Source organism: Alcaligenes sp. (assembly GCF_050255915.1).
Taxonomy (GTDB): Bacteria; Pseudomonadota; Gammaproteobacteria; order Burkholderiales; family Burkholderiaceae_B; genus Alcaligenes; species Alcaligenes aquatilis.
The window spans coordinates 246333-268047 of record NZ_JBFWIQ010000003.1 but is presented as its reverse complement, the minus strand read 5'-3'; the positions used below and the strand labels follow the sequence as shown (position 1 = coordinate 268047).

Sequence of the window (21715 nt, the reverse complement as noted above, 5' to 3'; positions counted from 1 at the left end):
AATGTTCCTAATTGAGCTTCACAATGCCGTTAGCCTTGATATTGACCGAGGCCGTGCCATTGATGCGTACGTTCTGGCCGGCCACATCAATCATGGGAGCTTTCATGTAAACCACCGTATCTTTTACCTTGAGCTGCCCCGTCATGGACATGGATTCCAGAATCACACCGGCATTACCCGCTTTTATCACTACCTGAGCCTTGCTGATCTTGATCTTGGAGATCAGGACTTCCCAGGACAGCAAAGACGTGGGCGCTCCGGTTACGGTGGCATTGCCAACGACCCGCGTATCGATTCCTCCGGTTCCCACGACATAGTTGATTTTGCGGCTGGTCAGCGAGTAGGCATTGGCCACCGTAATGGACTGCTTGCCATAGGTGCCCTCCATATCCACCACCTTGGTGCTTTGACTGCGCACCACCCGTTTTTCTGCCCCCAGGATGATCTTTTTCTCATCGCCTTTGGTAATACGACTCTGATCGCTCAACTCGACTTTGGTGTAGTCGCGCAGATCCAGCTCCTTGGAGCCGCTGTACTTGATCCCAACGCTGTAACCCACGGTAATGCTGCTTTTGAGCGAGGCTGAGGCACTGACTTCCGCGCCCAGCGACGTTGAAATTTTGATGGGATTGACATTCAGCAGCGAAATATCCAGCACCTTTTCCGGTGCCTTGAGGTAGGACAGATCAACCCAGCCATCGGTCCCTTCCTTGACCTTCTTGGCCGATTTATTGATCTCATCCATCAGTTCTTTGAACTTTTCGCTGGACGTTTTTTTCTTCTTTTGCTCCGTCGTATCCTTCTTGTCTCCGGTATCCTCGCCCGCTGCCTCCCCTTCTGTTTCCGGTTCCTCAGATACGGACTTGCCTTGCTCGAGCCTGTCCAAAGCGCTATCTAACTTGGCCAGCAGGGCTTGCAACTGCTTTAAGGCCCCATCCAGATCAGGCTGCCCGCCTGCCGCGGCCTGCGCATTCTTTTGCAGTTGGGCCAACATCTGCGCCAACAGCGCCCGTTTGGCCTCCAGGGCTTTCATCTGCACGGGCGCGGTGGCCGTCGGCAAGCTGGCCTCCTCTTCCAGAAAGTCGGCCATGGCCTGATTCTGTGCCTGCTTCAGGCGTTCGCGCGGCTCGGGATCGGTATCAACATTGCCTTTGTTGCCCACTTCCAGGTGGTAAACACCAGGCACTTGTTGAATGAACGAGCGTCCCAGCAGGCCCATATGCCCCTGTGTACTCAGACGCACGCCCGAGCGATGGGGGCTGGCGGGGTCCGCGCCCAGATGGAAAGTGCTCCCCAGCGTAGGCGAGGACAAACGCGTATGCTGGGCGCCCAGTCTGTCCTCGAACTCCAGAGCATTCTGACCGGCCGTCCGCAACCCCGGCTGAGTCGCCGTATCCTGATTGCGAATGCTAGGATTTTCTTCGTTCGGAATGGCCGAAACAATCACCGGCCGGTCCGGGTCGCCGCCCAGAAACGACACCAGCACCTCCGTTCCCTTGAGCAAAGGAAAATTCATGCCATGCTGGCTGCCCGCATACGGCGTGGCCATGCGCACCCAGGCGGAGTTGCCACCATCGGGGCGATTCGCATCGACAGGGGCAAATAAAAAGCGTATGCGGTAACAACCGTGCTCGTTGATCTGGGCATATTCGCCCTGGCCTTCGGCCACCACGATCGCGCTCAAGAAGCCAACCACACGGGGCTTGGGAGTGACGCGCGCCGGGCGAAATTGACGCACCTCGGGCAGCACCGTCAAGGAAGCCTGATAAAAAACCGGCTCATGCCCCGCCGCACCACTTTGGCGCGGCAAGGGCTGGCGCCCCTCGTGGCGCAGCGCAATCACAAAGTAGCGCTGGTTGAAATCGTGGCGGAAATGCTCATGCAACTGCACGGGATAACCGGCCCGTACTCCCGGCGCCAAAGCCACACCCTGAAAACGACTACGCTGGCAGGCAATTTCCTCGGCACGCAAGCTCGCCATGCGCTCGCCATCGTCCTGCTTGCTGAAGTGGGCCCCATAGATCTCCACACTTCCCACGCCATCGAACCTGTCTTGCGACGGCTGCCCCTGCGAGTCGATAGCCGCTTTCATAGTCAGATTCAATGAAGGCTGGCTAACCGAGAAATCCCGCAACACCACCGAGCGCGGCGACACACTCAGCGCATGATCGAAACGCGAAACCCCAATCCGATTCTGTTCACCGCTCAAGGCACCGGCCGGCCGCCAATACAGGGGAACAGCCTGCCGAGGCTGGTCCGTGCGCTCATGACCAAACACCAGAATTTCATGGTCTGCGCCATGTTCGAACCAGTAATAGACGCCCTCGTGCTCCAGTCGCCGCGAGAGAAAGTCCAGGCTGCTCTCCTCGAACTGACAAATAAACGCAGTGCGCGTCGCCATCAACAGGTCGGAGGACAAACGCAGGCAATACTGCGCGCCGGCATCCTGGGCTGGTTCGCCTTGCCGGCTCAGGCCGCACTGCGCCAGTACCATGCGAATGATGGTGCCCAGATCAGGTTTACCGCCTGCCTGTGCATCGGCTTCCATATAGACTCGCGACAGGCGAAACATGCGCAGCAGCGCCATTTGCGGCTCAAGCACGGCTCGATAATGGGCAAAGCCATCATCCCGATGCGTCTGCCGCAATTCGGTAATAATGCCGTGCCAGGGCAGCCAACGCTCCTGCGCATCGAGCACGCTCAAGGTAGCACGCGCTCCCAGCAGTTCTTCCAGATCGATATCGTCTCGTGCGGAGGCCAGCTCGATCTCGAAACGATAAGGCCGCGACACGGCCTCCTCGCCGGACCAGCGCGTCACCAGAAAAAGGTCAGGATCGGCCAGGCCGCAACGGAAGCTGGCCAAGGCCTGTTCGGTATCGTAGTCATTTAGCATGCCTTAGCTCCCCATCCGTATCACCCAGGGCTGCGATGCCTGCGGGCCCACATCTACACTCAAGGCGGTCGAGCCATCACCGTCGGCCATCCAGGCCAACACCCGGTCAGACAGCGCCGGCAACAGGCTCTTGCGCAAAATAAAGTCGATATTGCGCGCGCCACTGTCTACCTCGGTACAACGCGCCACAATGGCCTGAGCAACCGCGGGGGTAAATTCCAGACTCAACCCATTGCTGACTTGCAAGCGCTGCACGATGCGAGCCAGCTTTATCTGCACAATCTGCGCCAAAGCCTCATCCGACAGCGTGCCGTAGGGCACCACCGTCATGCGCGCCAGCAGAGCCGGCTTGAAATGCTGCGACAGTGTCGGGCGGATACGCTCGGCCAGTTCATCAGTCTGCGGCGGGGGGGTCTCAGCCCGGGCGGCCGTCACGATGTCGGTGGCCAGATTGCTGGTCAGGAAAATGACCGTATTGGAAAAGTCGATCAGCCGACCCTCGCCATCGGCCAGCGAGCCTTTGTCAAACACCTGATAAAACAGATTGACCACATCCAGATGGGCCTTTTCCACCTCGTCCAGCAGCACCACACTGTAGGGCCGTTTTCTGACGGCCTCGGTCAGCACGCCGCCTTCGCCATAGCCCACGTAGCCGGGAGGTGAGCCGACCAGCCGGCTGACAGTGTGTTTTTCCTGAAATTCGCTCATATTGATGGTGGTCAGCGCCTGCTCACCGCCAAACATCTCATCGGCCACCGCCAGCGCTGTTTCCGTCTTACCCACCCCCGAAGGGCCGACCAACAGAAACACGCCCAGCGGCTGGCGCGGATCGCGCAAACCGGACTGAGCCGCCTTAAGCACCTGGGCTATCTGCGCGAGGGCCTCATCCTGCCCCCGGATGCGCTGACTCAACTGCCCCGCCAGTCCCAGCACGGCACTGGCCCCGTCCCGCTGCATCTTGCCCAGTGGCACACCGGTCCAGTCCGAGACCACCTGCGCGACCGTATCGGGCCCGACCTCCGTAAACAAGAGGGGGGCATCGCCCTGCACGCGGCACAATTGCTCGCGCGCCTGGGTCAGCGCCTGGGTCAAATCCTCGGGCGACAAGTCCGGCTCCACCGCCGCATCACTGTGTTCAGGCCCGGCCTTGTCGGGGTCTGCCTGCAAGCGGGCCAGACGCTGCCGCAAGTCCAGGACCTGTTCGGCGGCTGCCCGTTCGGCCTGCCAGCGTTCGATCAACGCCTCCAGATCTTGCTCGTCCTGCTGCGCTTGCGCATCGATCTGCTCAAGACGCGCCGCCTCGATACGATGACCGTGCGCCTGATCACGTTCCAGGGCCTCACGCTCGCGGGCCAAACCCGCCAGACGACGTTCGATCCGCTCCACCCCGGCTGGTTTCACCCCCAGACTGATACGCACGCGAGCTGCTGCCGTATCCAATAAATCCACAGCCTTGTCCGGCAACTGTCGGCCGGTAATGTAGCGCTCCGACAAGGTGGCTGCGGCCTGCAAGGCATCGTCGAGCACGCTCACACCATGCACCGCCTCGTAGCGGCTCTTGAGCCCACGCAGTATCTGCACCGCCGTGGCACTGTCAGGCTCGTCCAGTCGAATCAATTGAAAACGTCGCGTCAGGGCCGGATCGCGCTCGAAATACTTTTTGTACTCGGCCCAGGTGGTCGCGGCAATGGTGCGCAGCTCACCACGCGCCAAGGCCGGTTTGAGCAGATTGGCGGCATCGCTGCCACCGCTGGCGCCACCGGCGCCAATCAGCATATGCGCTTCGTCGACAAACAAAATAATGGGCTGCGGTGAGGCCTTGATCGCGTCGATCACCCCACGTAGCCGTTGCTCAAACTCCCCCTTGACGCTCGCCCCGGCCTCCAGCAGCCCCAGGTCCAGACCCAGCAAGCGGGTACCGCGTAAAAACTCGGGCACATCGCCTTGCTCGATGCGCAAGGCCAGCCCCTCGACCACCGCTGTCTTGCCCACGCCGGGTTCACCCACGCAAATGGGGTTGTTCTTGCGACGACGCGCCAGAATGTCGATCATCTGGCGGATCTCATCGTCACGCCCGAATACCGGATCTATCTCACCGCGAGCCGCCTTGGCGGTGTAATCTTCGCAAAAACGCGCCAGTGCGCTATCAGCGGCCGAGGTCGCCGTGGGCGGTGCCCCCTTGGACGCGTCGAGCGGCTCGTAAGCCTGCTCAGCCGACGTCCCGGTCCAGGCGGCAAACTGCTTGTGCAATTGCTCACTGGAGAGGGCGCGCAAACTGTCGCCCCACGGTGTACCTGCGGCGTAATAACCCAGCCGCATCAACAAGGCCAGCAACACGGCACCACTACGCACATGACGGGCCCCCAGATTGACCGAGGCGACCAGCCAGCTGTCTTGCAAGCACTCCGTCAGCATGGGCGAGAAAACCGGGCGACCCGGATTGCCGCTTTTGAAGCGTGCCAGTGCATCCTCCAATTGGGCGGCCAGTCGCAGGCTATCAATCTGGCTCTGGGACAGAATGTGTGCCAGATCGCTGCCCGTCTCGCTCAGCAGGCGATGCAACAGGTGCTCAATGCTGATTTCATAATGCCCCCGTGCCAGGGTCAGGCCTGCGGCAGACTCCACGGCCGCTGTGCACAAGGGATTGAGCCTGGCAAACAAAGGCTTTAAGTCAACGAGCATCATGATCATCGTTCTCCGCAGTAAAAAGATTCAAGCCGAAACGCACCGGCCGCTCGGCCAGTACGCGGCTACGGCCTTGGCCCAGCCATGTATTGCATCCCAGCCGCTGCCAACCCCGGCCCAGACAGGCCCCCTGGCGCTGCTGCGGCTCCAGCCACAACTGCAGCTCGCACTGCAGCGGAGCCTGTAAATACCAGGCCACGGTGCGGCTGACCCGATCAAACAAGGGCGCACCCGGCAATAAGTCGTGAAACAACTCGGCCTGCAAAGGGCCAATTTCGATATCGGCATTGCCGGCGCAATCGAGCACCTGTTCGCCCAGCACACTGTCCTCACCCAAACGAGAGGCCTGTCCGCCCAAACGGCTGCGATAGACCGGGGCAATGCGGACAAAGCGCGGTGCACAGGGGTGGACCCGCACCGGCAAGCCCCCCAACAAACCCGCCAACAGGCTTTGCAAACCCAAGGCGGAACGTGACTTCATGCCCAGATTGCCGGCAAAAGGCAGCAGCGCCTGCGCATCATCCTGGCGTTCAGGCGTCTCACGCAGCCCTACCAGGGCATATAGCTGGCGCAGGCGCTGGCCGTCACGACGCTCGTGCACAGCCAGCCAGATGCGATACTTTTCCCAAGCCTGATACAGCAGCGGATAAAGCGCCGCATGCACAATGTCGATAAAGTCGCGGCGGGCCGAATATCCCTGCATCGCCTCTTGAATCAGGTCCTCGGTATAAAACGTGGGCAGCGGCGAGGTCACCCCATACAAGCCAAAGAAATTGGCTTCAATATGAAAACGTCCATCGACACCGCGTTCGACCTTGGCCAGATCCGACTCGGGGAATGCCAATGTCAATGCCGGCCGAATACGCACGCGCTCGCGCAAGGCCGCATCGTCGCCCAGATGCTGGCGCAGCAAACGCGCCGCCTGGAAAAAGCTGTATTGGGGGGCCTGGGTCTGCAAATCCTGCAGCAGCCCAGCCTCTACAACAGGCGTTGCTGACCGATTTGCGCTGGCCATTGCAGCGTCTCCCCATGGACCGTGTCATGCAGCGTCAAGGCGATGAAGGTATTCATCGTCGCGCAGCCGGACAAAAATTCGTTCAAGACAGAACCGAACAGATACAGGCTGCCGGGACCTGAGAAATGATCTCCTGCGCACTCGATGCGAACCGTACTGCCCTGCACAGGCATGCCGCGCACCATGCGCCGCTGACTTTGCACCTGCACCTGCTGAATAGATTCGATCTGGCGCAATCCGGCGGCTCGCTGCCCGGACTCCCCGCGTTGCTCGGGCAGATACAGCAACAGCAATTTGCGCAGACTCTCGGCGCTGGACAGCGCCATCTGATTGGCCTGCATGTGCGAGAGCACGCGCCAGAGCAAATCCTGCGCCAGATAGGGTTCGCGATAGGAGGTGACCCCGGTGATGTTGGAAAAGGTCACCCGCACCGGCGACCGGTCGGTCGCCTCGCAGATCTCGCCCAGGCGCAGATCATCCGGCCCGCTGCCGTCTGTGCAGCTCAGGCGCAAGGACAGGACCTGCTCACCGTCTTGCGCCAGCCCAGCGCCTGGCAAACTTAAATAATGCTCACAACCCGAGCCCAGTGCCGAGGCACGTACGCGAATGTGATAGGACTGAGCGCCCGGCACACAGTCGCTGGCCGGCTGATAGCCTTGTTCCAGCCCATCCGCACTGCGCAGGTCCACCCGGTCCACACTGTAAATCTGAGCTCCCTGACGCCCCGTGACTGGCCGGATACGATATTCCGGCTGCCGGTGATCCACGTACAAGGGCTGGCCATCCAGGGGATACAAGTTGACGGCCGGGCTCGCATGCAAGACAAAATTGTCCACACTGACCTCAGGAGCCCAGTCGGGCAGACGGTCAAACTCAAAACGCAGCACCAATCGCGTCCCCTGACGGGCACGCCAGCGCTCCAGTCCCTTTAGCTCCAGAAAGCGCAGCTTTTCGGGCAGGGCAAAATATTCATGCAAAATGCGCCAGGCCGGATGTGCGCCTGCCGGCCAGGGTAATAAAGGATAGGCAGGGTCAAAGCCAAACGGACGCAGACACGCCGGCTCCAGCCGTACCATGCTGCCTTGGGGCGAGCCGACATAGATGGCGCGCGTGTCACGCATAAGAATTCGAAACAAGCCGCTGGCCACCGTCTCGCTGCCGCCCAGCCACAACCGTAACGAGTTCCCTTCCCATTGAGCCGCATCCAAGCCTGTCAGAGCCAGTTCCAGCACCAGCGCCGGCACCTGACTGGCGCGCTGGCCTGCATCCCAATAGGCGTATTCCAGACGCAAAGGCTCAACAGCGACCGGATAAATCGCATTAAATACCGCGCGTTCACCGCGCTCGCCGGAAGAGGAAAAAGTCGTACCGACCGGCACCTGCAAGGTTTCACCGGTCACGCTGCGCGGACTGTACTGCATGATGGTCATGCACGGCACCGGACGCAGGAACTGCGGAAACATCAGTTGCGCCAGACTTTGCACAAACTCAGGAAAATCGTCGTCCAGACGCTGGCGCACAAGCCCCGTCATGAAGGCCACGCCTTCGAGCAGACGCTCTACATCCGCATCGACCGCGGCCGCACTGCCCAGCAAGGGGGCCAGAGCGGGATTGCGACGCCCAAACTCAGCCGCCAAGGAGCGCAGATTATGCAGTTCCTGTTCGTAGTATCGATTCAACATTCCCATTTCCCTGGAGCACACGCAACAGCTAACACGTCTGTCATTGCGCTTGCAAAGACACCCGACCAGACGAGGAGATTGACGTAGCCAGCCGTATCGGCAGCTCGTGGTCGTCTACCTGCACCAGGCCTTCGAGCGAAAAGCTCAAGGACAGCACCTCACTGCCCTGCTCGCTGACCTGCACTTTGGGCGCTTTCAGGCGCGGCTCGTAGCGTTCGATCATGCGGGTAATGCTGTCGATGATCTCGCGCGTGGACCCGCTGCTAAAGGAGCCGGCCAGATTGGTGAAATCCGGCACCCCGAACTCCGGGTCCAGTGGCACGCTGCCGCGCCGGGTATTAAGGATGCGCTGCAGATGCTCGCGTATCGAGACCACCAGCACCTGGGCACGCGTGGCCTGGGTCTGGATCTGTCCCGTCTCCAGCGCAGCAATGCGCTCCAGCAGACGCAACTCGCGCATCCCTTTTCCCTCTTACTTTGGTGTGAGCCAGGAGTCTTCGGCCTCGATACCGTCCGGTTCCCAGGTCCAGACGATTTTTTCGTAGGTCAGGGCGATGTCTTCCATGTGGCCGAACTGGCGGTTCTCGGGAGCCAGGCAGTTAGGAACCCAAGTGCGCGAGCTGGTGACGACGGCCTTTTCCAGGCGAATCGTGTAGTACTTTTCTTCCGTGCCCTTAGGGCTAATACGGTAAAACTCCAGCTCGACTTTGCTCAGTTGTTCGCCCGAGCACTGTGCCTGGAAGATCTTGGGCGAGGACTTGTCGATTTCCTTGGTCAAGGTAATACCCAAGTGCTGGCGCTTGCCCGAGGGCAGGCCCGTCTGGGGGCTCTTGGGCAGTTCAATGCGATGATCGACGGCCTGGATCAGAATCTTGCCGCTGTGACCCTGAACTTCGCAGGACCCTTCGATCTTGCCCTGGGTTTCGCCTTCAAGCGTGAGATAGCATGGCATAGGCATGGTAAATTACTCCTGTTGTTAACTGACTGTGTGATGACTTAAGCAGTCGTTGCCAATACCGGGTACACCACGACGTCTGGCTGGCGTCGCGCCGGTGCCTCAAGGTGGCGATCCTGCTGACACAGGATCGCCCGCCCTCAAACTCAGTTTTTGTCCAGCTTGCCCACCAGCGACAAAGTGAACGATGCGCCCATGTACTTAAAGTGCGGACGCACTTTCAAGCCCACGCGGTACCAGCCTGGATCGCCTTCCACATCCGAAACGGTCACCTCGGCCTGTCGCAAAGGCCGACGGCTGCGCACACCCGCGCTCGGGTTATCCATATCGGCCACGTACTGACGAATCCACTCGTTCAATTCGGCTTCCAGGTCATTGCGCTCTTTCCAGGTGCCGATGTTCTCGCGCTGGATCACCTTGATGTAGTGCGCCAGACGGCTCACCACATAGATGTAAGGCAGTTGCGTGCCCAGCTTGTAGTTGGTCTCGGCCACCTTGCCTTCTTTGTTGTTGCCAAAGAACTTGGGCTTTTGCGAGGAATTAGCCGAAAAGAAGGCTGCATTGTCCGTGTTCTTGCGCATCGTCAGGGCGATAAAGCCTTGTTCGGCCAACTCGAATTCGCGTCGTTCGGAGATCAGCACTTCGGTCGGGATCTTGGTCTGGGTCTCGCCCATGGCCTCGTAGTTGTAAATAGGCAGGTCCTCGACCGCACCGCCGCCTTGCGGCCCGATGATGTTGGCGCACCAGCGATAACGTGCAAAGCTGTCGGCCAATCGGTCTGCAAACGCAAAGGCCGCATTACCCCACAGAAAGTTCTGATTGCCACCCGACACGTCTTCGTTGTAATTGAAGGTCTTGGCCGGTACCGTGTCCTCCCCATAAGGCACGCGCAGCAGAAAATGCGGCAAGGTCAGGCCCACGAAGCGGGCGTCATCGGACTGGCGAAATGAATTCCACTTGGTAAATTGCGGGCCTTCAAAGACTGCACTCAGATCTTTCAGATTGGGCAGCGCCGAGTAATTGTCTACGCCAAAAAACTGCGGCCCTGCCGACGCGATAAACGGCGCGTGCGCCATGGCCGACACACTGGCCAACGACTGCAGTAGCTTGATGTCCTGGGTGCCGGGACCAAACTCGTAATTGCCGATGATGGAGCCAAAGGGCTGACCACCGAACTGCCCAAACTCCGCCGTGTAGACAGCGGTATACAAGCCCGAGCGGGTAATGTCGGTGGCATCCTCAAAGTCTTCCAGCAGCGCCTGCTTGGACACATTCAGAATGGCCAGCTTGTTGTTCTCACGAAAATCCGTACGATCGACCAGGAATTTCAGCCCTGCCCAGGCCGACTCCAGGCGTTGGAAATCGACATGGTGCAAAATCTGGTCTACCTGACGACACAGTTTGCGATCCAGATTGGCGATCATCTCATCGATCAAGCCCTGGCTGATCTTCTCGCTTTGGCGACCCGGCTCAAGCAGCTCGGCCACAAAGGCTTCCAGCCCCTGACGGGTAATGGCATAGGCCTCATCATCAGGACGCAGGCGAGTCGATTCAATCAGCTCATCGAGCAGCGAGCCGCCTTCCTGGGCGCCTTGCGCAGTCTGAGCCTGCTGTTCCGGTGTGGTTGCAGTCATGTTTATTCCCCTTGCTTGTCCTGTACGCCCAACTCAGCCAGCAGACGCTGACGCGTGCCTTCGTCCTGTACCAGTCCCTGCAGACGCTTGCGAAAATCAGGCAGATTGCCCAGTGGCCCTTTCAATGCCTTGAGTGCGTCGCGCAAGGCAATCAACTGGCGCAGTTCGGGCACCTGATCGACCAGCGCGTCGGGCTGAAAGTCGCGCATGGACTCAAACCGCAGGTCCACAGTCAGTTGATCGTCCGGACCGGCCTGCTCATTGAGCTTGTCCTGCACCAGCAAGGTCAGCGACAGATTCTGGGCCTTGAGCACGTCGTTGAACGTATCCTTGTCCACGCTGACCGGCGTACGCGCATCCAGGGGCGTACTGTCTTCGCGCAAGGTAAAGTCGCCCAGCACTAACTGGCGAAACGGCAGCTCCACCTGCTCCTGGGCATCACCCGTGGCGGGTTTGTACACAATATTGACGCGCTCTTTGGGGGCGACGGAACCATCAGCAGCCATGTCGGTTTCTCCTGTTTAGAAAATCGGGGTCTGTTCTTTCATCGGGCGCGCATCAGTTGCTCGCCACCCGTCTTTAACCGCGCCAACGCTCCATCCAACAAGCGTCGCGCAGCTTCGGCCTCGGCTCCAGCCGCCATGACCAAAGAGGTCAGGCCAAACACATCCAATCCCTCACCATCCAGCGCCGTCTCTTTAGGCGGTTCGGCACGGCCAGCGGCAGGCGTAGGCTCAGTCACCCGCGTCCCGGACGCGGTCAGCCAGGCACGCGTCTGCTCATCGGCAAAGGGACGCCCATCGCTAAAAGCCAAGCGCTCCAGCCCAGGCAAACGCTGCAAGATCGCTTGCGTTTCGATCAGAATCGTTTGCGCACCGGCCTGCCCCTGAGGCAAAGCCTGCGCCGCCTGATAGGACAGGCGATTCAAATCCAGCCAGAAACGCATGCGTCCCAGGCGCGACTCTGCAAAGCGCAAGATCGCCGCCGGGTCCTGGGCTTCGCTCAGGCGCTCCAGCACTGCCAAGTCCGCGACAGGCGGCGGAGCAACGCGCGTCACCCCTTCCTGGGCATGCGGCAAGGTATCCAGAAACAGCCAGGCGCTTTGTCGGTTCAAGCGCAGCAGCCAGGCCGTGGCCAACAGTGCATCGTCCAGAGTCAGCAAAGACTCCTGGATCGTCGCGACGCTTTGCTCTACATAGCGCTCGGCCGCGACCACGTCGCTTAGTGTTGCAGCAGCGATGACAAGGGTCTTGTCACTCGCGGAGTCAGACCCCACCTCAGAGCGCACAGGCTGAGCGACTTCTTTGGCTGCAAGTACCGGGGCGGCCGTCTGGGTCGCTACCGCAGGTTCGTCCTGCGCCGGTTCAGAAAGCGGGAAATCAGGAACACGCGTTTCAGACGAAGTCTGTGTAACAGGTGCCTCGCTCTGGGCGGTCGGCAACAACTCTCCCAGACGCTTGCCTAAACGCCACCACGCCGGCGGTTCATCATCTTTAGCCTGCCAGAACGCATCCAGCTCATCGCACAGGGCAAGAACCTCGTCGCGTTGCTGCGAATCCAGTCCCTCTGCGTCCCAATCGGGCTCGGACAATACCGCGTCACATTCGTCCAGCAGCCATTGCACTTGATTGCGCCGGCCACGAATGCGTGCTGCAGCCGGACTCATGGCGTCCCAATACACCGTATGCAGATCGCGTATCACCTGTAGTCCAGCAGCCAGACCACGCGTACCGTACTCATGCAACCAGGCTGCGCACAACCACACCCCGGCACTCAGATCCTTGCCTTCTTTATCCAGTACCTGAGTTGCCAGAGAGGCGACCAGCGACCAGTCCAGGGGTGTGGCAGCATGCATGTCCACACGTTTGCCAACTTCAAGCTGAAGCGACGCAAATGTCTCACTATCACGAGGCATCTGCCCATGAGGCTGTGATTGGCTGATTGCTCGTACACCTAGCTGGCTGTCCAACATTACTCCGTGTCCCCCAGACTCCAGTCACCTGTCAAAAAAAGGCGACCTACTATTGATGCACGAAGTATAGAAATGACACGTTTAAAGATCGTTAAAGGCTTCTTGGTACTTATCTAGCATGTAGTACGGCGGAATAAACACTCTATAAACGCTAGCTTGTGTCCATCGGTGTAAGTCAAGCGATCAGCGATAGCCGGACGGAACAATCTGCAAACGCTGACACAGCGGCTCAACTCCTTATGCGTCTCGGTGCCTATCAATACACTGCCGGATTACTTCAGTTGGTGATCTGGCTCCGCCCAGACGAAAAAAGTGCTCCCCAGACTCAGAGTCTCGTTCGCTTTGGATCGCTCTCGATTCTCGTGCTCCAGCAGCAGGTGCGCAGCACGCTCGCGCACTTCAAGGCAAAAAACCAAACTATGCAATTTTTAATAATAAATTTGGATTAGTTCGGTCAGAAATGTATTGAGAATCATTGCCATCATTCGATGCCTGTTTTTCCTACCCGCCGCATCTTCATCATGGCCGATCCATATACTCCAAAAAACATGGCTCGCTTATTGAATGGATTGAGCTGGGAGGTGGCACAGGGAGCCCCGTTGACTAGACATCACGTCAAAGCGGATATGACCTTGCCCATGCCAGTGAGCATCACGCAATTTCCCGCTGAGGTGCATGGCTCCGATCCTATGGGCTACTTGCCGCCTGTCGTGTCCAGAAATGCTCCCGTGACAAAGGACGCCTCGGAGCTAGCCAGCCATAAAATTGCACGGGCCACCTCTTCTGCTTGTCCCCCTCGTCCCATTGGAATGCTGTCCTTTAAGCGATCCACACGGTCCGGCTCACCACCGCTGGCGTGCATCTCGGTATAAATATGTCCTGGCCGAACGCAATTGACACGAATCCCTTCTCGGGCAACCTCTTTAGCAAAGCCCGTTGTGAAAGTCTCCAATGCTCCCTTTGACGCGGCGTAATCCACATATTCATTCGGACTGCCAAGCTTGGCCGCTATTGACGAGACATTAACAATGGAGCCTCCCTGCCCACCATGGCAATAAGCCATACGTTTAACCGCCTGTTGGCTACAAAGCATGGGGCCAAGCGTGTTGACGGCAAAAGTGCGTTGCATACGCTCGAACCCGATATTCTCCAGACGGGATTGCTGAAACAGCACACCTGCGTTATTCACCAACACGTCAATCCGTCCAAATCTCTGGTCAACTTGTTCAAAGAGCCCAGTTATCTGCTTGGGATCTGCACAATCCGCCTGGACAGCAAACGCGTGGCGACCTGCCGCCTCTATTTCAGCGACCACTGCCAAGGCAGCAGATTCGCTTTCAGCATAGCTAAGAATGACGTTATAGCCCTGCACGGCGGCCAGGCGCGCGGTCGCTGCACCTATGCCACGGCTCCCACCGGTAACCACTATGACTGGATAATCTGATGCCAACCCCATTTGTCCCTCTCCAATGTACCGTTTCAAGGCATCATAAGGCGAAAAACCGGGCTCGGGCCAAACGTACTCTGAAACAGTGAGCACTACTTGAGACCAGCACTGAACTCCTGCATGCTGTCGATACAAACCATTGTTATATACCGCCCAGTCTTTCGATCTTCAGGCTGCGCCGCCACATGGCGAACCGCGAGCCTTGTACTACCTAACAGAGCCAACCAACATGATGAAATTCGTTTTAGTGAGTTCATGCCTGCTTGGCAAACCAGTCCGCTATAACGGCACCCACAAACTGGCTGAAAACGAGATTTTGTCGCGCTGGCTAAGTGAAGGCCGCGTCATCTCTGTATGTCCTGAGCTTGCAGGTGGAATGCCGGTACCTCGTCCGCCCGCTGAAATTATTGGAGGCGGCGGCATGCAAGTGCTTTCCGGGCTGGCACGTGTTGTAGACGCTCAAGGAAATGATGTGTCTCGCGCTTTTGTAGCTGGCTCCGTACAAACTTTGCAACAAGCAAAGCTCAAGAATATTCGGGTCGCCATCCTTAAAGAAGACAGTCCGTCCTGTGGTTCCAGCTCTATTTACGATGGTTCCTTTACCGGCATCCGTATCCAGGAACAAGGCGTCACTGCGGCGCTGCTGGAGTCCGAAGGCATTCGCGTCTTTAACGAAAAACAATTTGCGCAGGCCGAGGCCTACTTGTGTGGCTTGGAAAATGAGGATTCGGAGTGAACGAAGCTCCCTTTAGCGACGTATTTCCCTGTTTCGCCAATCAGCCCCTCTTGTTATCCGCTATCCAGCAAGAGCCACACATTTGCCTACACCTGAAGATCTCCCAGCGTCTCTCGAAGTGATAGCCCTGTGGGCCACCACGATAATTGCTCCATACCTAGCGCACAAAATCGTCTGAGGAACAGTATTTTCAAGAGACGCACGACAAGCTTGCCAAGCTTGGCGGTATCGACATCGAACTCCTGCGTGCGGGTGCTTCGATGTAAAGACAAGCGGCTGTCCATACTTTCATAACGTGTAAAAGTCAGAGCAAGTTCAACCTGTCTGCCTCAAGGTGCCAAGGACAAAACCGGCTTGGTCTATTATTAATAAATGCAAAAAACACGACAAGCACAGATATATCTTTCAAGTTAATCCGGTTAACTAACCACGGCAGCTAACTAAAACTATTGAGTCCTTATAATCATCTAGTAAAAAGACTATTTTCAACATATCAGCATGCATATTAATGTCTTTTTGCTTATAGAAAACACTCACGCCTAGCAGGCGCTAATTTTCATCCATCTGAAATAGACCCTCTTTAACTGAAACGGAAACGCAATCTTATCTCTGTGCAAAGTGTGGCATTGCATGTATTGCTGCTTCTGTCACTCTCAACGTCCGGCTAAAATTAAACCCATATATTTTTTGAACTGTTTTAAATTTTGCTAAGGCTGAAAACTTAAAACCTCTCCATGCCATCTTAGGCCTGGAGAGGTTTTCTTTAAAATTTGTTAAAAAAATATTTTTTCCCGCCAATTTTGGCCTACTTATCCAAATATGTTGTTTATTTTTTCAACCATTCCAATATAACTGGTATTTATCTTACGTAAAGCATATGGAACCTTGTAATCCCAATCCTTAGACCACGAATCACTGCTTAATGTGCAGATATTGAGACTACCAAGCTCTTGCTCCAAAGCTGCAAACTGGTCTTGCAGAGATTGGCTAGAGGCAAGACTTCGACCCTGGCTTTGCCCACGCCACTCAATGCCCTTAGCGGCAGAGTATGGAATAGGTATTAACTGAAGATCATCTTTAAACAACACCCCTTTCTCTTTGTTTGCTTTTAACTTCAGCGCACTTCCCCCATCTTTTGTGAATATCATTTTTTCGGGCAAAGCTTTTCTCAAAAGCATTAAAGAAGGGCCGAATGCATAAATATCACCATTTGTGTCGATGAACGGGAGCATCTTGATAAAAGTGCTGAAAGCTGTGGGATTATTACTTCCATAGCTGCAATAGCCTGCTTTATAGGTAATCTCTGGAGCAGGTATAGGACGGATATCGATAATTTCACTGCTTACTGACTTGTCACCAAGCAGCAGTCCTAAACCGAGCTCTGCATTTCGCAAAAACTCAAGCTGGTTCCATATTGTGTAAATTTTTTTGGCTTCATCACTTAAAGAATCAAATGCTATTTCTATAGCATCTTCCCGATCCAGATTGTCGCTTAACTTTATCTGGGCAATCTTGAAAGAATCTGCCACTTGGGATGCAGATTTAAGATTGAAAAAATCCAATTTAATATTACACGCATTAAATGTGTTATAAATAGTATTTAACGTAGAAAAATCTTGCATCATGCAGCGAATCTTTAAGATATACTCTGCCACTTCATCATTGCTGATTTCATTCATATATCCCATCGACATCCATGGGAAAATATCAGACCAGTTTGCTATCCATGCCCCTAAAACCGCGTAATCAGAATTTGATTTTAAAATACCTTCTTTAGCCCCTACAAATAATGCCTTAGGTATTTTTCTTGAAATACGCGCCTCAGACAAAACATCTAATGAGTTCTCTTGAACTTTATTGGCTAAATCAACCAGGCCATCAATGTTATTCTTGTCTCTAACCATTGATTTAAATTGGTCAAGACTCAGGTCTGGATCTGCTTTTTTTGCCTCCTCGTATCCTGAGGCTATAGAAAACTCTTCGGAGTCTCCAAGTTTCTTAATTGATTCTAATTTTTCCTCTATCTGCGGATCTTTTTCAGGTTTTAAAAACTCGGGTATCTCAGGAGGACGGCTTACCGAACTTTGCATTGGAGCTTTATCTAGCAAGCTGATCTCTGATATCTCAGAAAAGGATTTATTAGCAACCACATCAAACCATGAATTCACCTGATTTTCAACGCAACCACCACTCGCTAGGGCTTTACAAGAAACATTGACCTCGGAATCCTGATTTTTTTGAGCACCGTTATAAGTTTGCTCTATAGATACTGAGGTTCCTATTCCCGAATAGCTAAATGCAGCAGTTTCACCGTATTTCCAACTATTTTCCGCCTTCCTGCTAGTCATTTCTGTTGAAACGGAGCCCATTCCACCCCAGATAGCTCCAACGACTAATCCGTCACCATATGAAGAAATGAAATTCTGCAATGATTTCACCCATTCCTTCATTAACTCTTCTTTTTCTTTTTGTGAACCAAGGTGATCACGAACAGCGATAAACCTGTCCAGTACATTCAACGCCTTATGTTTAGGTCCTGCACTTAATGAATTTAAAACATCTTCTACTAACAAATTATCAAAATCGATATATTCTATGCCCGATATCATAGAAACATTATAAGAAACTTTTATCGATTTACTCTCTGAGGCAGTGGCGTTACTTACAAAAACAGAAACTGCAGATGTAAATTTAGCGATACCTGACGCGCCATATGCTCCAGAAAAACCGATGGTTCCCTCATTCAGGGAATCCGTATAAACATATTGACTCTTACCACTCATACTCATTTCAACTTCTTTCTGAGTGATCATCTTTGTAATGGGTTGATTCAATATCGATGGTGAAAAATCATTTCCAAGAACGGTAGACCCTACAGTAATCCCCAATAGCGGATTTATAGATTTAGATTCTATGGCCATGATTTTCACCATTAGTATTTTTTAACGACAGTAATAAAAATATTTCCTGATGCACCACTCGTACTGCCGCCACCTTTTTTATTAACTGCGTATTTTTCTTTATCTTTTACATCTAGCCTATCGCTATTTGACCCACTCCACGGGCAATCCCAATAATATTTAAACACTTCCGTATCGCCATCATAAAGCGAAAATCTTCCTTCAGTACCGGATGACGCATTTTCTCGTCCGCAGGAAGCTATTGTGTAGGAATCCTCATCTTTGATGATTGTTCCGTTTATCTGACTAGCGTAGATTTCTTTGTTCTTATTTCCAGGCTCATGAAATTTTCCCCAATCCAGATGAGCGCCTTTAATCTCAAAATCACCGTTAACGACAAACACCGTGATTTCTATCCACTGAGCATAGGCTCTAAGTGTTTTTTCTTCATCTGAAAAATCTTTATCTGTTTTGCTATTCATACCCAACTCCTCAGCCTGTTAATTACATTGCCCCTAACTATTCTGGGCCTGGATTACGAAAGCAAAGATTATCAGACAGGTCAAACAAACTCAAATAACAAATTAATTTTAAAAATTATTATTTTAAATAAGGAGGCCTGCTATCTGGCCGCTAATAAAAATATTTTTATAATTCCCCGCCTAATTGTTTTATTATTTTCTATATCTTTTTTTAATTAGGCGGCCAGAACAATAACGGACTTCTTGAATAACAAGTGACAAAATGGCTCTGGTATCTCAGAAATAAGAACTCGATGAAACGCAGTGTTTATTTTTCAAAAGAAACCATCTTACAGAGTCAGCTTGAAACCCTTATGGCTAGCCGTAAAGCCTAACTGCTCATAAAACCGATGGGCGTCGGTTCGTGCCCTATCCGAGGTCAATTGAACAATGCGACATTGGCGTTGACGGCATTGTTCGACCGCCCACTGAATCATCAAACGCCCCAATCCCGAGCCACGGGCCGAGCTGGCGATACGGACGGATTCGATTTCCCCGCGCCAGGCACCTTGGTGGGACAGGCCAGGCATATAGGTGATCTGCAGGGTCCCTACAACAGCACCATTGAGCTCTACAACGGCTAAATACTGGTTAGGATCCGCTTCTATCGCTGCAAAGGCCTCCAAATAAGATTGAGCCAGGGGCAGACTGGTATTTTCACGCTGTTGACCCAGAATATCGTCAGCCAACATGGCCACAATCGCTTCCAGATCTGCTTCTACCGCAGGACGAAAAACAGGTGTAGACGTCAACTCGCACTCCTTATCAAAAAATAGACAAAACAGATGTGGAATTATGCCTGCTGGAGCTGCCTAATCTGTAGCTAGCCCTTCATTCTGACTGCATATTCTCTGTCGTGGCAGGATTGTCAGGAACCTTCTGCGCATCCAGCCATGCCAACCAGGAAGCTTGCAGACGCCAGGCACTGGCAGCACCGGGGGCGTAGCCCATGATTTCCTCGATTTCAGGTAGAGAGAAACCGCGTTCGATCAAACCCGCGGCAAAGGTATTGCGCAGTCGCTGTGGCGTCATTAACAGATCCATCTGCTTGATACCCCATTTACTGACAATACGGGCGAGCGTCGCGGGATTCATCTGTGCCTGAGGACGAGCGGCACTGATCTGGCGACTACCCGGAAAGACACGGCTGTCTTTCGTCCAGACTGAAGCGTCTTGGGCTGCGCTAAAGATTAACCAACTGCGCAAAATGCCTTCACACCAGACGGGCACAAACACGTCCCGTTTTGCCGCACCTGTAAGCTTGAGCAAGATAGTGCCAGCCCGCCAAAGGGCGGTTTGCTCGTCATCAACGTCATTTGTTTCTGCGGGTTCTGCAGCGCGTCGAACAGCGCCTATCGCGCTAGGGTGCAACTGCCCTAACTCGACCGGGCGCAAGCCGGTACCCAGCATCACGGCCACAATCGTCATATCCCGATATTCACGCCAACGGGCGGCGATGGTCATATCGCTGGCCAGCTCCAGTACACGCCACCGATTTTGCAGTGCCTTGATGGTAGCAACGCATTGATCGACAGAGAGAAATTGGGTGGCCTGGTTGTCGGGAGCTTGGCGCCAGCTTTCCTTGAAGGGGTCATTAATAGCAGGGGCTAGGGCTGGGTTTTCCGAGCGGCCGTCCTGGCGGCAGAGCTCTTCGTAAGCGCGGGCGATGACTTGTTGATAGCGCTCGCGTTGTGGTCGGCGCACATCGTCCAGATTGCTCAAAAAGTCCCGTATATCCACGGGTTTGATCTGGGTGTACTGTTTTTTGTGATCTTGCAAGGCATGCAAGAAGCGCCGCCACAAGGTGCGATAAACTCGCTGCGTACTGGGTGCCATGGGTGGGCGTTGATGTTGCAACCAAGTATCAAACAAGGCTTCCGCCGAGATGTCTGCGGCCTGCAAGCCCAAAATGGGCAGGTCAATCTGCCCTTCTTCTCGTGTAGACCGTTTTTTCATCGGGTACTCGTTATTTCCGTTAATTGCATTTTATTGTCTATCAGCGACAAGGGAATGACAAGAGGTCCAAGAACCCTAAAGCGAAACAAATAAGGACGAAGCAAGAGAAACGGTAGAACGCGCAGCAAAAAATCTGTACGTTTATACAGTATAATACAGGGCCCTGACAAACTTTACGAACTACGCCACGATGCAATACTTGGTCACCACCCCCCATCGCTCTGAATATCCGAACCCCTTGGTCCTGAAACAAGGCGATTTTCTGAAGGTCGGAGAACGGTATCAAGGCCCGGAAAACTGGGATAACTGGATTTACTGCTCTACCGATGAACACGCCGGGGGATGGGTGCCTGAACAAATTATTGAGCGCCTGCCCGACCCTGGAGCAGGTCGTGCGCTGCAAGACTACAGCGCGCTGGAAATGAATGTAGATGAGGGTGACCTTGTTCAAGGAGAAAAAATCCTGAATGGCTGGTGCTGGTGCCTGCGCCCCCAGGATGGCGCTCTGGGCTGGGTACCTCTTAGCCACCTCTCGCCCCTACCTGCTGACAACTGATCTCTTGCAACAGGGCTGGCCGCAACAACGGCCCTGACGCCCGATAAGCCCTCTGCCTCAATCACAAGGCAGAGGGTATTGAATCAGGGCATATTGTCACGCGCAGATCGTTTGCCCCTAGCCGTTCAAACATGCAAAGTGAAACTATTAGGCTGGACTATCTATACAAATTCTGATGAACCCAGCCCTTATTGGTCAGGATCATTCTTGCCTGCCCTTGTACTTGCTGAGCCGTCAAAGCACGCAGATCCTCATAGGTATCCAGAACCGCACTATCTTTGATCCAACCCGCAGCGTCAGCCAGGTGATACACATAGTTCACCTGACTGACAGTAAACCCACCTGCACTGGCCGGCTCGGTGAAATCACTGATGCGGTCCAAAACCAGGCGGCCTGTACAAAAAGCGTCACGCTCGCCTTGGGACTGTTCAGCATTGGAGCGACGCAAATAGGTATCCGCATTGGCATCCAGCTCGTAACGCGGTGCGTCCTCTTTCCCAACCTGACGCAACAAACCCACCTTGGCCAACGCGGCCAGACGAGCCCGATCTTCTACGATCAAAGGGGAGTCATGCTCGGCCTGATAGGGATAGACACGTCCAGGGACACCAACACACAAGCCGTCTCGCGTATCCAGATAACGCTGGATCGCCATACTGAAATTTTCCTCATTGGCCTTTTTCGAATCCTGGCACCCTGCCAACAACCCGGCTACCACGACGACCAACGCTGTTTTCCACATAACCACTTTCCTTGCTTGCGT

The 21715-nt window shown here is 54.7% G+C and carries 17 protein-coding genes and 1 other annotated feature; of the genes, 2 read left to right on the top strand and 15 right to left on the bottom strand.

The window, feature by feature from the left end; translation table 11 throughout:
- Positions 1-7: 7 nt before the first annotated feature.
- From tssI to AB7E06_RS05270, 10 genes are all read right to left on the bottom strand, one after another.
- Positions 8-2893, bottom strand: a complete 2886-nt coding sequence (tssI, locus tag AB7E06_RS05315) for a type VI secretion system tip protein TssI/VgrG (RefSeq protein ID WP_427955539.1) — start codon at positions 2891-2893, stop codon at positions 8-10.
- Between the two features lie 3 nt (positions 2894-2896).
- Positions 2897-5578 (bottom strand): type VI secretion system ATPase TssH, encoded by a 2682-nt coding sequence (gene tssH, locus AB7E06_RS05310; protein WP_427955536.1) that lies wholly within the window; start codon positions 5576-5578, stop codon positions 2897-2899.
- On the bottom strand, positions 5565-6593 hold the full coding sequence (gene tssG, locus AB7E06_RS05305) for a type VI secretion system baseplate subunit TssG (RefSeq protein ID WP_376913021.1): 1029 nt from the start codon (positions 6591-6593) through the stop codon (positions 5565-5567). Before tssG ends, tssH begins: the two co-directional genes overlap by 14 nt.
- Positions 6557-8275, bottom strand: coding sequence for a type VI secretion system baseplate subunit TssF (gene tssF, locus AB7E06_RS05300; protein ID WP_376913022.1), 1719 nt, complete (start codon positions 8273-8275; stop codon positions 6557-6559). The genes tssG and tssF overlap by 37 nt, the downstream gene beginning before the upstream one ends.
- A 40-nt stretch (positions 8276-8315) precedes the next feature.
- Positions 8316-8735: a type VI secretion system baseplate subunit TssE gene (gene tssE, locus AB7E06_RS05295; protein ID WP_003799822.1), complete on the bottom strand. Its 420-nt coding sequence runs from the start codon at positions 8733-8735 to the stop codon at positions 8316-8318.
- Positions 8736-8747: 12 nt separating this feature from the next.
- The gene (locus AB7E06_RS05290) at positions 8748-9233 is read right to left on the bottom strand and encodes an Hcp family type VI secretion system effector (protein WP_003799821.1); all 486 of its coding nucleotides are present in this window, start codon (positions 9231-9233) and stop codon (positions 8748-8750) included.
- Positions 9234-9376: 143 nt separating this feature from the next.
- Positions 9377-10864 (bottom strand): type VI secretion system contractile sheath large subunit, encoded by a 1488-nt coding sequence (gene tssC, locus AB7E06_RS05285; RefSeq protein ID WP_094196781.1) that lies wholly within the window; start codon positions 10862-10864, stop codon positions 9377-9379.
- 2 nt (positions 10865-10866) lie between these two features.
- Entirely contained in the window at positions 10867-11370 is a 504-nt protein-coding gene (tssB, locus tag AB7E06_RS05280) for a type VI secretion system contractile sheath small subunit (protein ID WP_003799817.1), read from the bottom strand.
- Between the two features lie 38 nt (positions 11371-11408).
- Entirely contained in the window at positions 11409-12836 is a 1428-nt protein-coding gene (locus AB7E06_RS05275) for a TssA family type VI secretion system protein (protein ID WP_125276771.1), read from the bottom strand.
- Positions 12837-13034: 198 nt separating this feature from the next.
- Positions 13035-13151, bottom strand: a sequence feature (AL1L pseudoknot).
- A gap of 379 nt (positions 13152-13530) precedes the next feature.
- On the bottom strand, positions 13531-14292 hold the full coding sequence (locus AB7E06_RS05270) for an SDR family oxidoreductase (protein WP_230018035.1): 762 nt from the start codon (positions 14290-14292) through the stop codon (positions 13531-13533).
- Between the two features lie 223 nt (positions 14293-14515).
- Between AB7E06_RS05270 and AB7E06_RS05265 the strand changes: the two genes are divergently transcribed.
- Positions 14516-15019, top strand: coding sequence for a DUF523 domain-containing protein (locus tag AB7E06_RS05265; RefSeq protein ID WP_094198355.1), 504 nt, complete (start codon positions 14516-14518; stop codon positions 15017-15019).
- Between the two features lie 809 nt (positions 15020-15828).
- Here the strand turns inward: AB7E06_RS05265 and AB7E06_RS05260 are convergent.
- The 4 genes from AB7E06_RS05260 to AB7E06_RS05245 form a co-directional block, all read right to left on the bottom strand.
- Positions 15829-17940 carry a hypothetical protein gene (locus AB7E06_RS05260; protein ID WP_346548466.1) on the bottom strand — a complete coding sequence of 704 codons (2112 nt, stop codon included), beginning with the start codon at positions 17938-17940 and terminating at the stop codon, positions 15829-15831.
- A gap of 11 nt (positions 17941-17951) precedes the next feature.
- On the bottom strand, positions 17952-18401 hold the full coding sequence (locus AB7E06_RS05255; protein ID WP_230018030.1) for an aegerolysin family protein: 450 nt from the start codon (positions 18399-18401) through the stop codon (positions 17952-17954).
- Between the two features lie 329 nt (positions 18402-18730).
- Positions 18731-19192, bottom strand: a complete 462-nt coding sequence (locus AB7E06_RS05250; RefSeq protein ID WP_162496891.1) for a GNAT family N-acetyltransferase — start codon at positions 19190-19192, stop codon at positions 18731-18733.
- A gap of 79 nt (positions 19193-19271) precedes the next feature.
- A complete protein-coding gene (locus AB7E06_RS05245) occupies positions 19272-20396 on the bottom strand; it encodes a site-specific integrase (RefSeq protein WP_264671702.1) in 1125 nt (374 codons plus the stop codon).
- Between the two features lie 190 nt (positions 20397-20586).
- On the opposite strand from AB7E06_RS05245, the gene AB7E06_RS05240 reads away from it, so the two are divergent.
- Positions 20587-20952 (top strand): SH3 domain-containing protein, encoded by a 366-nt coding sequence (locus tag AB7E06_RS05240; RefSeq protein WP_427955525.1) that lies wholly within the window; start codon positions 20587-20589, stop codon positions 20950-20952.
- A gap of 157 nt (positions 20953-21109) precedes the next feature.
- Here AB7E06_RS05240 and AB7E06_RS05235 read toward each other — a convergent pair whose 3' ends face one another.
- Entirely contained in the window at positions 21110-21607 is a 498-nt protein-coding gene (locus tag AB7E06_RS05235; RefSeq protein ID WP_230018022.1) for a hypothetical protein, read from the bottom strand.
- Positions 21608-21715: the final 108 nt, after the last annotated feature.

Bases quoted from the DNA above. Each gene is read 5' to 3' on its own strand.
- tssI (WP_427955539.1), bottom strand. From the start codon at position 2,893: ATGCTAAATGACTACGATACCGAACAGGCCTTGGCCAGCTTCCGTTGC.
- tssH (WP_427955536.1), bottom strand. From the start codon at position 5,578: ATGATGCTCGTTGACTTAAAGCCTTTGTTTGCCAGGCTCAATCCCTTG.
- tssG (WP_376913021.1), bottom strand. From the start codon at position 6,593: ATGGCCAGCGCAAATCGGTCAGCAACGCCTGTTGTAGAGGCTGGGCTG.
- tssF (WP_376913022.1), bottom strand. From the start codon at position 8,275: ATGTTGAATCGATACTACGAACAGGAACTGCATAATCTGCGCTCCTTG.
- tssE (WP_003799822.1), bottom strand. From the start codon at position 8,735: ATGCGCGAGTTGCGTCTGCTGGAGCGCATTGCTGCGCTGGAGACGGGA.
- AB7E06_RS05290 (WP_003799821.1), bottom strand. From the start codon at position 9,233: ATGCCTATGCCATGCTATCTCACGCTTGAAGGCGAAACCCAGGGCAAG.
- tssC (WP_094196781.1), bottom strand. From the start codon at position 10,864: ATGACTGCAACCACACCGGAACAGCAGGCTCAGACTGCGCAAGGCGCC.
- tssB (WP_003799817.1), bottom strand. From the start codon at position 11,370: ATGGCTGCTGATGGTTCCGTCGCCCCCAAAGAGCGCGTCAATATTGTG.
- AB7E06_RS05275 (WP_125276771.1), bottom strand. From the start codon at position 12,836: ATGTTGGACAGCCAGCTAGGTGTACGAGCAATCAGCCAATCACAGCCT.
- AB7E06_RS05270 (WP_230018035.1), bottom strand. From the start codon at position 14,292: ATGGGGTTGGCATCAGATTATCCAGTCATAGTGGTTACCGGTGGGAGC.
- AB7E06_RS05265 (WP_094198355.1), top strand. From the start codon at position 14,516: ATGAAATTCGTTTTAGTGAGTTCATGCCTGCTTGGCAAACCAGTCCGC.
- AB7E06_RS05260 (WP_346548466.1), bottom strand. From the start codon at position 17,940: ATGGCCATAGAATCTAAATCTATAAATCCGCTATTGGGGATTACTGTA.
- AB7E06_RS05255 (WP_230018030.1), bottom strand. From the start codon at position 18,401: ATGAATAGCAAAACAGATAAAGATTTTTCAGATGAAGAAAAAACACTT.
- AB7E06_RS05245 (WP_264671702.1), bottom strand. From the start codon at position 20,396: ATGAAAAAACGGTCTACACGAGAAGAAGGGCAGATTGACCTGCCCATT.
- AB7E06_RS05240 (WP_427955525.1), top strand. From the start codon at position 20,587: ATGCAATACTTGGTCACCACCCCCCATCGCTCTGAATATCCGAACCCC.
- AB7E06_RS05235 (WP_230018022.1), bottom strand. From the start codon at position 21,607: ATGGCGATCCAGCGTTATCTGGATACGCGAGACGGCTTGTGTGTTGGT.